Origin of the sequence: Roseovarius sp. MBR-6, assembly GCF_040547525.1 — a bacterium.
Taxonomy (GTDB): Bacteria; Pseudomonadota; Alphaproteobacteria; order Rhodobacterales; family Rhodobacteraceae; genus Roseovarius.
Genome location: NZ_JBEPPW010000023.1, coordinates 14571 through 28939, shown reverse-complemented (window position 1 = coordinate 28939; position 14369 = coordinate 14571). Strand labels below are relative to the sequence as shown.

Sequence of the window (14369 nt, the reverse complement as noted above, 5' to 3'; positions counted from 1 at the left end):
TGAGCCTGTGTCTTCATCATATCGGGGAGCAGCCACCCTGCTAGTCTTGGTGGGGCTTAGGAGGCCGAGGACCCGCGATTACCCCATGTCTGATCTTCGGTCGATACGCGGGCATAACCGATCAGGGGCATCAAAACAGTCTTTTTGCAGTTTCATACATCGCTAATAAACGACCGTTTGGCGACGGCGATGCGAGGGTTCAAACTATTGACCAAAACTTTGTATTGGCATATATTGCCAACTAGGAGATTTATGCCATGGTGACACGCAATGTCGTTCTGACCGAAACCCAAGACCAGCTGGTTCAGGCTTTGGTGGCGTCTGGACGCTATCAGAACGCGAGCGAAGCAATGCGTGCGGGGCTACGGCTGCTCGAACAGGAAGAAGCTCAGTTCGCAGGGATCCGGCAAGGCTTGCTCGAGGGATTGGCGCAAGCTAGGTCAGGCGAGTTTGCCGAAGGTAGCGGAGAAGAGGCGATCCGACGGGCCTTTCGGCTGACGCGCCGCGCAGAGGCCAGCCTGGTTGAGATTGCCAAGTGAACGATAGCGAACTTCGGGTTCAAGCAGGCCGAACTTTATGAAACGGAACTACTCGACCGCTGTCAGGCGATCCTGAACGGTCAGGCGCATAGCCGGAGCTGTGCTGTTTTGGTCGATGATGCTGCGGATTTGCGGTTCACGAGGGCAGGGGAGCATTTTCTGGTGTTTCTGGATCAGCCGGACGAAGTGATCATCGTCGACATCCTGCATTCCCGAAGCGATCTTCCAAACCATGTTTCCGCGCTGGCGGCGTCAAGGAATGATATATCATAGTCCCGCCGCCTTGGTCAGGTTCACCCGGAACCGATCACGGCGGCGTTGATAGCGGCGGGTCATTTCCGCCGAGGCGTGGCCGAGTTGCTTCTGGACGTAGCGCTCGTCGACCTCGGCGGAAGAGGCCAGGCCGGCACGCAGGCTGTGCCCCGAAAACAGCGCCAGCCGTTCTTTTTCGGGCAGGTCTGACCGGATGCTCGTGTCCAGCACGGTGCGCTTGATAAGTCGCGCAACATGCTTGTCATTGAGCCGCGCCTCCAACGCGCGCTTGCCGTCGCGCGAGGTGCGGACAAAGACCGGCCCGAAGTCGATCTTCGAGAAGTGCAGCCATTGTTCCAGCGCATGGACGGGACAGGTCTGATCTGACGAGCCGCGCCCGATCTCGACCTCGCGCCAGCCGGTTTTGGCGTTCAGGGTGAGCAGCGCGCCCTTGTCGAAAATCTCGATCCAGCCGCCGCTGTCGGGCGTGTCGTCCTTGTGGACGTCGAGACTGACGATCTCGGATCGCCGCAGCCCGCCCGCATAGCCCAAGAGCAGGATCGCCCGATCCCTGAGCCCGCGCAGGTCGAAAGGAAGCGTGGCGACCATCGCGAGAATATCCTCGGCCAGGATCGCCTCCTTCTGCACGGGTGGACGCGCGTGTTTGCGTCTGATCCCAGCGAGCACTGCGGCGATGTGGCGGTTCTTGCGATCAAGGGTGAACCCCCGTTGCGCATAGTTCCAGGAGAGACCGGACAGGCGGCGGTCGATTGTCGCAACGGATAGGGCAGGGGAGGGGGCCGAACCGGACGCCAGATCGGCCAGGTAGAGCCCAATCATCTCGGGCGAAGGCGGCAGCGGCTCGGCGCCCTTCATCCGGCACCAGCGCGCGAAATGCGCCCAATCCTTCGCGTAGGCCGTCAGCGTGTTGTCGGACGCTGCAGCGCGGGCATAGTCGCGGGCGGTGTCGACCAACCGATCGAGGGTGCCGGAACCAGCCACAAAGGTCGGCAGACTCAAGCCCTCGTCGTTAGGCCGCTCTCTCTTGTCGCACTCGTTGATCGAAGACCCGTTTTGCGCCGCTAAGCTCAATTTCTCGTTGTTTTCTGACATGTCGTGGAGCATATCTTTTAATGTCCGATAATGCAAACTTATTGGACACAAAAGGATCACACAAGACAAGGCGGTTTTGGCGCTATTTTCTGGCTGTAAGCGCCGCCTCGAGTTAAGGTCTCGGCATGACTTCTGTTTGCGAGACCAGTCTTGGCGATGAACAGACCCTTGCCCGGATACCGGGTTGGGTCACTTCTTCCCGCGCCGAAACCCCTGAAGATGTGGCGTTTTTGTCAGGGGCGGCGTTGGCCCATCTGCATTTTGCGGTGGCCAAAGCGGCGGCCTTCCAAGCCTTGTTGCGGGACCGACTCGCACTGCGCGCAGCCGAGGCCTGTGTCGCGTTTTCCGGGCGACCGGAGCGGGTAGGGGAGTTGCGCGACGCGGTGCATCTGATGCGCCCCGGCGATCTGCCCGGCCCGGCGGGCGAAATCTGTCTGGCCTGGCGACGCGCGGTGGAACGGCCGATGTCGGTCAAGGCGCTCGGTCGGGCTTTGCCGACCTTTGAGCCGCGCCAGATCGCGACGTGGCTCGATGCGGGGAAAGGGGCGCCGGTGACCCGTGCCGCGATGGTGCTCGAGACAGTGCTCACCGAGGCACCACGCGCAGACATAGCAGGGTTGATCCTTGCGGACGCGGCCTTGGCTCAGGCGCTTGGCTGGGAGCATCTTATGCCGGTTCTGGCTTCTGATCTGAAACGCGCCGATCTGCGCAAGCATGGCGATGATCTTCGCCTGGCCTGTCTTCGCGCGCTCATCGCGTCGTCAATCGAGGCTGTCCGCCTTGCCGCCGACCTGGGCCGACGGGCTGAACACCTGAGAGCCGTTGCCCCGAAGCTGCGGGCCAAGGGGGCACGGGAGGCGGTTGAGATGTTCCTGACCCATGACGCCGTCGCACCTTCGGCCTTACCATTGCCGGATCGCGCCGCGCGGCGGCTCTGTGATCGGCTGGTTGATCTCGGCGCGGTGCGCGAGTTGACCGGGCGCGACACCTTCCGGCTTTACGGGGTGTAGGGATGGCCAAGGAACACCCCGACCCAGAGCTTGACCGCGAGTTGACCGACTTGCCGCCGGAGCTTCGCTGGCGGGAATGGATGCGACGGATCGAAGCCGTGCTGTTTGCCTCTGCCTCGCCGGTGCCACGCGAGCACTTGGCGCGGGTCGTCGGGCAGGAGGTGTCTGTCGACTTGCTGATCGAGGATCTTGCCGCCGATCTCGAAGGGCGGGCGTTCGAGATCGCCCAAGCCGCCGGTGGGTGGATGTTCCGGACGCGGGCTGCCTACGCCTCCGCGATCCGCGCAGCGGCGGATGTATGCGACCAACAGCTGGATCTGAGTGAATTCGACGTCGCTGTACTGGCCGCCATCGCCTACCACCAGCCGATCACCCGCGATGGGCTCAAGGACATCTTCGGGCGTGAGATCAGCCGGGACCTGATCGGGCGGCTGAATGCGCAGGGCCTGATCGGAACCGGGCCGCGCGCGCCGCGTCGTGGTGCCCCCTATACCTTCGTGACCACGGACGTGTTCCTCGCGGCCTTCGGGATGGAGAGCTTGCGCGACCTGCCAGACCCCGAACAGCTGGATGACGCCGGGCTGGCCGCGCACACCTGAAACCCGCCGGGACTCCTCACGGCACTTGCCGCTTCTGATGGAACCGCGCGGCCGCCGGAACTCGTCTGTGTATTTTTGCCATTCCATATCTGCTTCATGGCAAACCTTGCTCCAAAGAGACCGGAACCAAAACCGGGCAAGACCATTGTTCCATCTGCGGGATGCGTTCCGCTCCGGCGATATCTGGCTCGCCCAATCCCGGCGCTAAGGTGATCTGAAACAGGCGCTGGTTCCCGCCGAGGCGGTGAAGGACATACCAAGACTGGCAGTGCCGCTCGATCCGGAAGCCTGGCTTGCCGACCGCACGGCACGCATGGCCGATGGGCTGGCGCGGCTGGCCGGGCGGAGCGCGCCGGAGCCACACTCGGCGGGTCGATCGAGAACGGCATCCTCAATGTCGAGCACCTGAGCGCAGCGGTGCCTGAAGAGGCGGACGAACTGGTGCTTGACCTCTACGACCGGCTGCCCGCCATACGGATCACCGAGCTGTTGCAGGAAGTTGATGCGGATAACCGAGTGGAATACGCGCAAGAACGGCGATGTCGAAGTGGCCAACAATCGCAGCCTGCAGCAGGTCTCTATGACCATTGAAATTTTCTATGAAATGGTCAACCACAACATCACCTCTGCCAATTTCTGGCCTGCCATCTTCAATCACACTTATCCATGTGGTTGGTGGTGGAAGTGTTCGTCTCGTTGGGCTCGATAGCACTGATTTCGGCTCGCTTCTCCAAGTTGGAATGGATTTCTACGATCACGGTTATCTGTGACCGGCTCTGATGCTGTAACCGCGCCCCGACGGCATTGATGTGCCTCGGTGGGATAGCAGGACTGAACCTCTGATACTTGCGCGTGGCAGGATCGATATGCGGCATGACTAAACTTGGTACGCTGCCAGTATGCTCGTTGAGGAATTTGTGAGGCTCATAACCCGCGAAGGTATTCGGGCAAGGTATCGAAGTGGTCGAAGGCAAAGCTGTGGGGCAGGTCTTCGACCGGGGTGCTGCGATAGCCGCCGCTGTAAAGCCCGAAGTGCCGCCCCGCCGCGCGGGCGGTCTCGGCATCGACCTCGCTATCGCCGACATAGAGCAGCGGGGGCGCGTCGAGCGCGGCAAAGGCGGCATGAAGCGGGGCCGAATCGGGCTTTTTCTGCGGCAGGGTGTTGCCGCCGATCACCACCTCGAAAAAATCCGAAAGATCGAGCGCGTCCAGCACCTGCACCGAGAGGCCGCGATACTTGTTGGTGCAGACGCCCAGGCGGTGGCCGTCGCGCCGGAGCGACTGCAAGGCCGCGACCACGCCGGGATAGGGCCGGGTCAACTCGGCGGGGCGCGCGCCATATTGCGCGAGCATCCGTTTGTTCATCTCGGGATGGATGGCGGGATCGAGCGCCAGCGTGTCGATCACCCGCCGCACCAGATTGGGAATGCCATGGCCGATGAACGACGTGAGCAGCGGCACCGGCAGGGCCGGGTGATCCATCTCCGCCAGCACGCGGTTGGCGGCAGCGGCGATATCGGGCGCGCTGTCCACCAGCGTGCCGTCGAGATCAAAGACAATGGCGCCTGTCATGGCTTACTCCGTGTAATGGGTGAGATCGGGCAGGACGGCCGCTGCCCCGGTGAAATCCTCGCCCGCCGTATAGGCCGAAGGCGTGACGATCACCGCAAGCCCGGCTTGCAAGGCGGAAAGCAGCCCGTTGCGGCTGTCCTCGAAGGCGAGGCAGACCTCGGGCGCAAGGCCGAGCCGGTCGAGCGCCAGTTGGTAGACATCGGGCGCGGGTTTCTTGGCCGCGACCTCGTCGCCGCAGGCCAGCACGTCGAAGACGGCCTCGGCGGGGCGCTCAAGGCAGGCGAGGCAGAGCGCCTCGACATTGGGGCGCGAGGTGGTGGTGGCGACGGCAAGGCGCTGGCCAGCTGCGCGGGCGCGCGCGATCAGGTCGGCCACGCCGGGGCGCAGCGGCATCCCGCCTTTCGCCACAAGCGCAGTGTAGCGTGCGGTCTTGGCGGCGTGGAGGGCGGGAATATCCACGCCGGATGCCCCGATTTCGGCCATGAAAGCGGCGATGCGTTCCTTGCCGCCGGTGGTTTTCAGAAGCCGCGCATAATCGGCGCGGTCCCAGTGCCAGCCAAGCCCCCAGTCGGCGAAACTCTCATTGAAGGCACGGCGGTGCACCTCCTCGGTCTCAGAGAGCGTGCCATCGACGTCGAAGATCAGCGCCTCAGGCATGGGCCGCCTCCGCCGCGGCGCGGATCGCGCGGATATTCTCGCCGTAAGGCGCGGGATTGGCGACGCTGCCGCCCTTGAACACTGCCGATCCGGCGACCAGAACATCGGCCCCCGCAGCCGCCATCAACGGCGCGGTCTCGGGCGTGATGCCGCCGTCGATCTCGATATGGATGGGCCGGTCGCCGATCAGGGCGCGCAAGGCGCGCACCTTGTCGATCTGGCTATGGATGAATTTCTGCCCGCCGAAACCGGGATTGACCGTCATCACGCAAATGAGGTCCACCATGTCGAGAAGATGCGGCACCGCGTCGATCCCGGTGCCGGGGTTGAGCGCGAGCCCCGCCTTCATGCCGGCACCGCGAATCGCCTGCAACGTGCGGTGGATATGCGGCCCGGCCTCGAGATGCGCGGTCAGGACATCGGCCCCCGCCCGCGCATAGGCGTCGATATAGGGATCGACCGGCGCGATCATCAGGTGCACGTCCATCACCGTCTTGATATGCGGGCGGATGGCGGCGCAGAGCGGTGGGCCGAAGGTCAGATTGGGGACGAAATGCCCGTCCATCACATCGACATGGACCCAATCGGCACCCTGCGCCTCGATGGCCTCTATCTCGCGCCCGAAATCGGCGAAATCGGCCGACAAGATGGAGGGGGCGATCTTGATGGAACGGTCAGACATGAGCGGCCTCCGTGGCGTGAATGACGGGGATGAAGCTTTCGGATTTGAGCGATGCGCCGCCGACAAGGGCCCCGTCGACATCCGGCAATGCGAGGATTTCAGCCGCATTGGTGGCCCCCACCGAGCCGCCATAGAGGATCGACAGCGCCGGGTCGGGCAGGCGCGCGCGGATGAAGCCATGGGTGCGGGCGATCTCGTCGGGTCCGGGCGTGAGGCCGGTGCCGATGGCCCAGACCGGCTCACAGGCGATGACGGTATTGGCGGGCGTCGCGCCCTCGGGCAGCGATCCCATTACCTGCGCTGCGAGCACGTCAAGCGTCTCGCCCGCGCGATACTGCGCCTCGGTCTCGCCGATACACAGGATGACCGTAAGCCCCGCCTCCCACGCCGCCAGCACCTTGGCCGCGATTTGCGCGTCGCTCTCGCCGTGATCGCAGCGGCGCTCGGAATGGCCCAGGATCACCCAGCCCGCGCCCGCATTGCGCAGCATCGGCGCGGAAATGTCGCCGGTGTGCGCGCCCGAGGGCCGCGCGTGGCAGTCCTGCCCGCCAAGCTCCATCCCGACAAGGTTGCGCGCCGAGCGGATGAGCGTCGCGGGCAGGCACAGAACCACCTCGCAGGCGGCGGGTTTCGCGGCGTTCGAGATTTCCGCGACCGTGGCCAGATCGGCCACCGTCCCGTTCATCTTCCAGTTGCCCGCCACGATCCTGCGCCGCATCAGAGCGTCCCGTCGGCGTAACGCCGCGCCATGTCATCCATCGGGATGGCCTTGATCTTGCTGGCATTGCCGGCGGTGCCGAACCGTTCGAACCGGTCGAGGCAGAGCGCCTGCATCTCTTCCATCGCCGGGATGGTGAACTTGCGCGGATCGAATTCGGTCGGTTTGGTCATGGCCACCTTGCGGAACTGGCCGGTGATCGCCATGCGGTTGTCGGTGTCGATATTGACCTTGCGCACGCCCGAGCGGATGCCGCGCTCGATCTCCTCGACCGGCACGCCCCAGGTCTGGGGCATCTCGCCGCCATGCGCGTTGATGAGATCCTGAAGATATTGCGGCACCGAGGACGAGCCGTGCATCACCAGATGCACATGCGGGATCCTCGCGTGAATTTCCTCGATGCGCGAGATGGCCAGCGTCTCGCCGGTGGGTTTCTGGCTGAACTTGTAGGCGCCGTGACTGGTGCCGCAGGCGATGGCGAGCGCGTCCACCTTGGTAAGCCGCACGAACTCTGCCGCCTCAATGGGGTCGGTCAGAAGCTGGTCATGGCTGAGCGTGCCGGTCGCGCCCGATCCATCCTCCTCGGCGGCCTGGCCGGTCTCGAGGCTGCCCAGAACGCCCAACTCGCCCTCGACCGAGGCCCCCACCCAATGCGCCATGCGCGCCACGCGCTCGGTGATGGCGGTGTTATACTCCCACGAGGCGGGGGTTTTCATGTCCTCTTCCAGCGAGCCGTCCATCATGACGGAGGTAAAGCCGTGGCGGATCGCCGAAAGGCAGGTCGCTTCGTTATTGCCGTGATCCTGATGCATGCAGATCGGGATCGCGGGATACATTTCGGTCAGCGCCTCGATCATGTGGCGCAGCATGATGTCGCCCGCGTAAGAGCGCGCGCCGCGGCTGGCCTGCAAGATCACCGGCGCGTCGCATTTCGCCGCCGCGCGCAGGATGGCCAGCCCCTGCTCCATGTTGTTGATGTTGAAGGCGGGCACGCCATAGCCATGTTCGGCGGCGTGATCGAGAAGCTGGCGAAGCGTGATGAGGGCCATGGGTCAAACCTTTTCGTCTTGCATGAGGGCGGCCACGCCCGGCAGGGTGCGGCCTTCGAGCCATTCGAGAAACGCGCCACCGGCGCTTGAGACATAGGTGAACTGATCGGTGACCTGCGCCGCGTTGAGCGCGGCCACCGTATCGCCGCCACCCGCAACGCTGACCACCGTGCCGCCGCGCGTGAGATCGGCGGCGACACGGGCAAGCGCCACGGTGGCGGCATCAAAAGGTGCGATCTCGAAGGCCCCGAGCGGGCCGTTCCACAGGATCGTGCGCGCGCCTTCGAGAACACGGGTGAACCCGGCCAGGGCGCGCGGCCCGGCATCGAGGATCATCGCATCCTCGGGGCAGGCATCGGCGGGCAGCGTCTCTGCCTCGGCCCCGGCGCGAAACTCGCGCGCCACCACCACATCGGCGGGCAGGTGGATGGTGCAGCCCGCTGTTCCGGCCAGCGCCATGATCTCGGCCACGGTGGCGATCTGGTCGGCCTCGTGCAGCGATTTTCCCATCGGCGCGCCTTGCGCGAAGAGAAAGGTATTGGCCATGCCGCCGCCGACGATCAGGTGATCGACCCTGGCCACGAGGTTTTTCAGCACCGCGATCTTGGTCGAGACCTTGGCACCCCCGACAATCGCCACCGAAGGTCGCGCAGGGTTTTCCAGCGCCGCTTGCAGCGCGGTCAACTCCTCCATCATCAGCGGCCCGGCCGCAGAGGGCAGAAGCCGCGCCAACGCCTCGGTCGAGGCATGCGCCCGATGCGCGCAGGAAAAGGCGTCGTTCACATAGAGATCGCCAAGTGCTGCGAGGCGGCGGGCAAAGCCCTCGTCATTGGCCCATTCGCCCGGATCAAAGCGCAGGTTCTCGACCAGCAGGACCTGGCCGGGGGCAAGATGCGCGGCCTCTTCGGCGGCGGTCCCATGCTCGGCAAAGCGCACCGGGCATTGCAGCGCGCGGCAGAGATCGTCGCGGATATGGCGCAGCGAGGCCCCGGCCACCGGCTTGCCCCCCGGACGCCCGAAATGCGACAGCACCACCAGCGCCGCGCCCTTCTCCAGCAGCGGCCGCATCCCTTCGGCAAAGCGCGCGATGCGGGTGGCGTCGGCCACGCGCCCCTCGGCCATCGGCACGTTGAGATCGGCGCGCACCACGAGACGCTTGCCCGCCACGTCCATGTCAGAGATGGCCCGGATCACAGCAGCCTCCCCATGGCGACGGCGGTATCGGCCATGCGGTTGGAGAAACCCCATTCGTTGTCATACCAGCTCAGGATGCGGCACATCCGGTTCTCCATCACCCGCGTCTGATCCATGTGAAAGATCGAGGAGCGGCTGTCATGGTTGAAATCCATGCTGACATTGGGGCGATCCGTATAACCCAGAACACCGTTCATCGCCCCTTGTGCCGCGGCGCGGATCGCTTCGTTGATCTCGGCGGCATCGGTGTCGCGCGCGGCCTCGAAGGTCAGATCGACCACCGAGACATTGGGCGTCGGCACCCGGATCGCGAACCCGTCGAGACGGCCCGCAAGCTCGGGCAGCACGAGACCCACAGCCTTGGCCGCCCCGGTCGAGGTGGGGATCATCGAGAGTGCGGCGGCACGCGCGCGGTAAAGATCCTTGTGCATCGTATCAAGCGTCGGCTGATCGCCGGTGTAGCTGTGGATCGTGGTCATGAAACCGCGCGTGATGCCGATGGCGTCATTGAGCGCCTTGGCCACCGGGCTGAGGCAATTGGTGGTGCAGGACGCGTTCGAGACAATCAGATCGTCGGCGGTGAGCGCCCCGTCGTTGACGCCATAGACGATGGTCCTGTCCGCGCCCTCGGCGGGGGCCGAGACCAGCACGCGCCTCGAGCCGTTCCTGAGATGCAGCGCCGCCTTGTCGCGGGCGGTGAAGATGCCGGTGCATTCCAGCGCCACATCGACGTCGCCCCAGGGCAGGTCCTCGGGGTTGCGGATGGCGGTGACGCGGACCCGACCCCGGCCCACGTCGATCCAGTCTTCGCCGGTGGTCACTTCGCCGGGGAACCGGCCATGAACCGAATCGAACCGGATGAGATGGGCATTGGTCTCGACCGGGCCGAGATCGTTGATCGCCACGACCTCGATATCGGTGCGGCCCGATTCCACGATGGCGCGCAGGATGTTGCGACCGATACGGCCAAAGCCGTTGATGGCTACCTTGGTTGTCATGATATGGTCCTCAGATCAGTGTTTTTGCCTTGGTGGCCACCGCCGCGGCGGTGATGCCGAAATGCTCGTAAAGCGCCGGGGCCGGGGCAGAGGCGCCAAAGCCGGTCATGCCGACAAAGCCGTCGTCGGGACGCAGCACCGCATCCCAGCCCTGCCGGATCGCCGCCTCGATGCCGATGCGCGGGGCCATGCCAAGCGTGGCGCGGCGGTAGTCCTCGGGCTGACCGGCGAAAAGCTCGAAGCTTGGCGCGCTGACCACGGCGGCCTTGATGTCCTCGGCGGCCAGAAGATCGGCGGCGGCCATGGCGATCTCGACCTCCGAGCCGGTGGCGATGAGCGTGACCTGCCGATCCGCGCCACCGCGCAGCAGATAGGCCCCGCGCGCGGTCAGGTTCTCGTCCACGGCCTCGCGCAGCAGCGGCAGGTTTTGCCGCGAAAGGGCCAGCAGAACCGGGCGATCCGTGCTGCACAGGGCGATTTCCCAGGCTTCGGCGGTCTCGACCGCGTCGCAGGGGCGCAGAACCGTCAGGTTCGGAATGGCGCGCAGGCTTGCCAGGATTTCCACCGGCTGGTGCGTCGGGCCGTCCTCGCCCAGGCCGATACTGTCATGGGTCATCACGAACACGCTCGGCACGCCCATCAGGGCCGCCAGCCGGATCGCCGGGCGGCAGTAATCGGCAAAGGCCAGGAAGGTGCCGCCGTAGGGCCGGAAGAGGCCCGAGAGCACGATGCCGTTCATCGCCGCCGCCATGCCATGCTCGCGGATGCCGTAATGGATGTAGGAGCCGCTGAAATCCGCGCGGCTGACCGGGACCTGCCCCTTGGTGCGCGTCAGGTTCGAGCCGGTAAGATCGGCCGAGCCACCGATGCTGAAGGGCAGCGCGGCATTGACCACGCCAAGCGCCATCTCGCTGGCCTTGCGGGTGGCGACCTTGGGCTTGTCGGCCAGCAATTGTGCCTTGTGGGCGGTCATGGCGGCGGTGAGCGGGGTCATGTCCTGCGCCAGATGCGCCTCGAACAGCGCGCGATCGGGGGCCGCAGCCAGCCGCGCCTGCCAATCGGCCCGCGCCTTGGCCCCGCGCGCGGCGACCTTGTGCCATGCCGCATAGACGTTTTCGGGGTTCTCGAACGGCGCATGACCCCAGCCCAGATAGGCGCGCGCGGCGGCAATTTCCTCGGCCCCGAGCGGCGCGCCGTGCACGTCATGCCCGCCCTGCTTGTTGGGCGCGCCATGGCCGATCACGGTGCGGCAAGCGATCATCGAGGGGCGCGGATCGCGCTGCGCCTCGGTCAGCGCATCGGCGATCTCGGTCGGATTGTGCCCGTCGCAGGCCAGCACATGCCAGCCCGCCGCGCGGAACCGGGCAAGCTGATCGGTGGAGGTGGAAAGCCCGGTATCGCCGTCGATGGTGATGCGGTTGTCGTCCCACATCACGATCAGCCGCCCGAGGCCCAGATGCCCGGCAAGGTCAATCGCTTCGTGGCTGATCCCCTCCATCAGGCAGCCATCCCCGGCAATCACCCAGGTGAAATGCTCGATCAAGTCAGGGAACCGCGCATGGCCCAGCCGCTCCGACAGCGCCATGCCGACGGCGGTGGCGATGCCCTGACCCAGCGGCCCGGTCGTCACCTCGATGCCCTTGGCGTGACCGTATTCCGGGTGGCCCGCGGTGCGCGCCCCCAGTTGGCGAAAGGCGCGGATCTGGTCCATGCCCATATCGTCATAGCCCAAGAGGTGATTGATCGCATAAAGCAGCATCGAGCCATGCCCCGCCGAGAGCACGAAGCGATCCCGGTTGGGCCAGTCATGCGCGCCCGGATCAAGCGTCACGAAGCGGTTGAAGAGCACCGTGGCGACATCGGCCATGCCCATGGGCATTCCCGGATGGCCGGAATTCGCGGCCTGCACCGCATCCATCGCCAGCGCGCGGATCGCATTGGCCATCTGGCGTTCGTCGGCGGGTTTGGTCTGGACGTTCATGGGCGCATCTCCTCTCAGCGCAGCTTGCGCGCGGTGGCGACCAGCCGCTCGATGAGCGGGGTCAGGATAAGTTGCATCGCCAGATCCTGCTTGTTGCCGGGGATGACGATGGAATTGGCCCGCGTCATCCACGACCCCGAGATCATGGAGGTGAGATAGGGAAAGTCGATGCCGCGCGGGTTCTTGAAGCGGATCACGACAAGGCTTTCGTCCGGTGTGGGGATCCAGCGGGCGATGAACGGGTTCGAGGTGTCGACAACCGGCACGCGCTGAAAGTTGATGTCGGTCTCGGTGAATTGCGGGCAGATGCAATTCACATAGGCGTGCATCCGGCGCAAAATGGTATCGGTGACGGCCTCGGTGGAATAGCCGCGCGCGTCGCGGTCGCGGTGGATTTTCTGGATCCATTCGAGATTGATCACCGGCACCACGCCGATCTTGAGATCGGCAAAGCCGGCAAGGTTCACCTCGTCATTGACCACGCAGCCATGCAGCCCCTCGTAAAACAGCAGATCGGCATCGCCCGCAAACGGCGTCCAGGCGGTGAACTCGCCCGGCGGCACGCCGTGGCGCTCGGCCTCTCCGGCGTCGTGGATATAGTGCCGCGTGCGCCCGGTTCCGGTCTCGCCGAATTCGCGAAAGACCCGCTCCAGCTCTCCCAGCTCGTTGGCATCATAGGAAAAATGCGAAAATGTCTGATCCCCTTCGGCATAGCGGCGGGTCAGTTCGGCCTTCATGTCGGCGCGGTTGAAGCGGTGAAAGGCGTCGCCTTCGATCGAGACCGCCTTGACACCCTCGCGGCGAAAGATCTGCTCGAACGTGCCCTTGACGGTCGAGGTGCCCGCCCCCGAAGAGCCGACGACCGAAACGATGGGATATTTCTTGCTCATGTCGCTCTCTCCTTGGGTCAGGTCCGAAACAGGCCACGACTGCCGAAAAGCGCCGACACCTCGGATTCGGGCAGGTCGTGATAGGTGGCGACGCGCGCGACCTTGGCGGCGCTGCCAAAGACGAAGGGGCTGCGCGCGTGCAGGGTTTTGGGCATACGGTCTAGTATGGGCAGGGTGGTATCGCTCGCCCGTCCACCCGCGCCCTCGATCAGGTGCCCGATCGGGCCGCATTCATAGACCAGCCGCAACCGCCCCTGCTCATAACCCTTCCGGGCATCGCCGGGATAAAGGAAGATACCGCCGCGCGTCAGGATGCGATGCGTCTCGGCCACCAGCGACGCGATCCAGCGCATGTTGAAATCATGGCCCATCGGGCCCTCGGTGCCCGCCACGCGGTCGTCGATATAGGCGCGAATCGGATCGGGCCAGTGACGGTAATTCGAGGCGTTGATCGCGTATTCGGAGGATTCGACCGGGATTTGTGCGATCTCGCCCAGGCTGTGAAACCGGCCTGTTTCGGGGTCGAGCACATATTTCAGAACCCCGCCCACGCCGACGCGCAGCATCAGGCAGCATTGCGGCCCGTAGATCATGTAGCCCGAGGCAAGAAGCTCGCGCGCCGGGCGCAGCACGCTTTTCTCGGCCGTGGCCTTGGCGGGGTAGAGACCGAAGATCGTGCCGACCGAGACGTTGGTTTCGATGTTGGACGAGCCGTCGAGCGGGTCGATCACCAGCGCGAGACTGCCCTCGCCGAGGGTCAGCACCCCGTCCTGTTCCTCGGAGGCGAAATAGCGCACCGCGCCGCCTTCGAGTGAGGCGCGCACCATGTCATCGGCGATCACGTCGAGCGCCTTTTGCGTGTCGCCATCGGCGTTGCTGCCCTGCGCGGTGGCCAGCGCCTCATCCAGCCCGCCGCGCGCAATACGCCGGGCCAGCGCGGCCCCAAACCCTGCCAGCCGGTCGAGCGTATCGGCCAGATCAGGTGCCACGCCCTCGGGCAGGTGATCGAGAAATTTCGGCATGATGTCTCCTCCCATCATTGGCTCGGTGGTTGCATGCAGAGGGTTTTCATGAAATTTAAAACTTATGAGAGCGCATTAACGAAAATCTAAAAC

Annotated in this window: 15 protein-coding genes and 1 pseudogene; 5 read left to right on the top strand and 11 right to left on the bottom strand. The window is 64.8% G+C overall.

Annotated features, from left to right (window positions below; all coding sequences use genetic code 11):
* Window positions 1–257 precede the first annotated feature (257 nt).
* Window positions 258–539: a type II toxin-antitoxin system ParD family antitoxin gene (locus ABIE57_RS18355; RefSeq protein ID WP_354540487.1), complete on the top strand. Its 282-nt coding sequence runs from the start codon at window positions 258–260 to the stop codon at window positions 537–539.
* Window positions 540–542: 3 nt separating this feature from the next.
* Entirely contained in the window at window positions 543–812 is a 270-nt protein-coding gene (locus ABIE57_RS18350) for a type II toxin-antitoxin system RelE/ParE family toxin (RefSeq protein WP_354540490.1), read from the top strand.
* On the opposite strand, the gene ABIE57_RS18345 is transcribed toward ABIE57_RS18350, so the two are convergent.
* Window positions 807–1916: a tyrosine-type recombinase/integrase gene (locus tag ABIE57_RS18345; RefSeq protein ID WP_354540486.1), complete on the bottom strand. Its 1110-nt coding sequence runs from the start codon at window positions 1914–1916 to the stop codon at window positions 807–809. The two genes, ABIE57_RS18350 and ABIE57_RS18345, sit on opposite strands and share 6 nt — an antisense overlap.
* Window positions 1917–2029: 113 nt before the next feature.
* Here ABIE57_RS18345 and ABIE57_RS18340 point away from each other — a divergent pair, with 113 nt between their 5' ends.
* From ABIE57_RS18340 to ABIE57_RS18330, 3 genes and pseudogenes are all read left to right on the top strand, one after another.
* Complete coding sequence (locus ABIE57_RS18340) at window positions 2030–2914, top strand: DUF1403 family protein (protein WP_354540485.1); 885 nt, start codon at window positions 2030–2032, stop codon at window positions 2912–2914.
* A gap of 2 nt (window positions 2915–2916) precedes the next feature.
* Window positions 2917–3513 carry an SMC-Scp complex subunit ScpB gene (gene scpB / locus ABIE57_RS18335; protein ID WP_354540484.1) on the top strand — a complete coding sequence of 199 codons (597 nt, stop codon included), beginning with the start codon at window positions 2917–2919 and terminating at the stop codon, window positions 3511–3513.
* Window positions 3514–3658: 145 nt separating this feature from the next.
* Window positions 3659–4023 (top strand): annotated as a pseudogene (locus tag ABIE57_RS18330) (Tn3 family transposase); the annotation flags it as partial.
* A 414-nt stretch (window positions 4024–4437) separates the two neighbouring features.
* On the opposite strand, the gene gph reads toward ABIE57_RS18330, so the two are convergent.
* The 10 genes from gph to ABIE57_RS18280 are packed head-to-tail and all read right to left on the bottom strand — an operon-like array spanning window position 4438 to window position 14276.
* On the bottom strand, window positions 4438–5085 hold the full coding sequence (gph, locus tag ABIE57_RS18325) for a phosphoglycolate phosphatase (RefSeq protein ID WP_354540483.1): 648 nt from the start codon (window positions 5083–5085) through the stop codon (window positions 4438–4440).
* A 3-nt stretch (window positions 5086–5088) separates the two neighbouring features.
* Window positions 5089–5742, bottom strand: coding sequence for an HAD-IA family hydrolase (locus ABIE57_RS18320; protein ID WP_354540482.1), 654 nt, complete (start codon window positions 5740–5742; stop codon window positions 5089–5091).
* Window positions 5735–6424, bottom strand: coding sequence for a ribulose-phosphate 3-epimerase (gene rpe, locus ABIE57_RS18315; RefSeq protein WP_354540481.1), 690 nt, complete (start codon window positions 6422–6424; stop codon window positions 5735–5737). The genes ABIE57_RS18320 and rpe overlap by 8 nt, the downstream gene beginning before the upstream one ends.
* Window positions 6417–7142 carry a triose-phosphate isomerase gene (gene tpiA, locus ABIE57_RS18310; RefSeq protein WP_354540480.1) on the bottom strand — a complete coding sequence of 242 codons (726 nt, stop codon included), beginning with the start codon at window positions 7140–7142 and terminating at the stop codon, window positions 6417–6419. Before tpiA ends, rpe begins: the two co-directional genes overlap by 8 nt.
* Window positions 7142–8191 (bottom strand): class II fructose-bisphosphate aldolase, encoded by a 1050-nt coding sequence (fba, locus tag ABIE57_RS18305; RefSeq protein WP_354540479.1) that lies wholly within the window; start codon window positions 8189–8191, stop codon window positions 7142–7144. Before fba ends, tpiA begins: the two co-directional genes overlap by 1 nt.
* Window positions 8192–8194: 3 nt before the next feature.
* Window positions 8195–9364, bottom strand: a complete 1170-nt coding sequence (locus tag ABIE57_RS18300; protein ID WP_354540489.1) for a phosphoglycerate kinase — start codon at window positions 9362–9364, stop codon at window positions 8195–8197.
* Between the two features lie 17 nt (window positions 9365–9381).
* Window positions 9382–10383, bottom strand: coding sequence for a type I glyceraldehyde-3-phosphate dehydrogenase (gene gap / locus ABIE57_RS18295; RefSeq protein WP_354540478.1), 1002 nt, complete (start codon window positions 10381–10383; stop codon window positions 9382–9384).
* A gap of 10 nt (window positions 10384–10393) precedes the next feature.
* Entirely contained in the window at window positions 10394–12364 is a 1971-nt protein-coding gene (tkt, locus tag ABIE57_RS18290) for a transketolase (protein WP_354540477.1), read from the bottom strand.
* Between the two features lie 14 nt (window positions 12365–12378).
* The gene (locus ABIE57_RS18285) at window positions 12379–13254 is read right to left on the bottom strand and encodes a phosphoribulokinase (protein ID WP_354540476.1); all 876 of its coding nucleotides are present in this window, start codon (window positions 13252–13254) and stop codon (window positions 12379–12381) included.
* Window positions 13255–13271: 17 nt separating this feature from the next.
* Window positions 13272–14276, bottom strand: a complete 1005-nt coding sequence (locus ABIE57_RS18280; protein WP_354540475.1) for a class 1 fructose-bisphosphatase — start codon at window positions 14274–14276, stop codon at window positions 13272–13274.
* Window positions 14277–14369 lie beyond the last annotated feature (93 nt).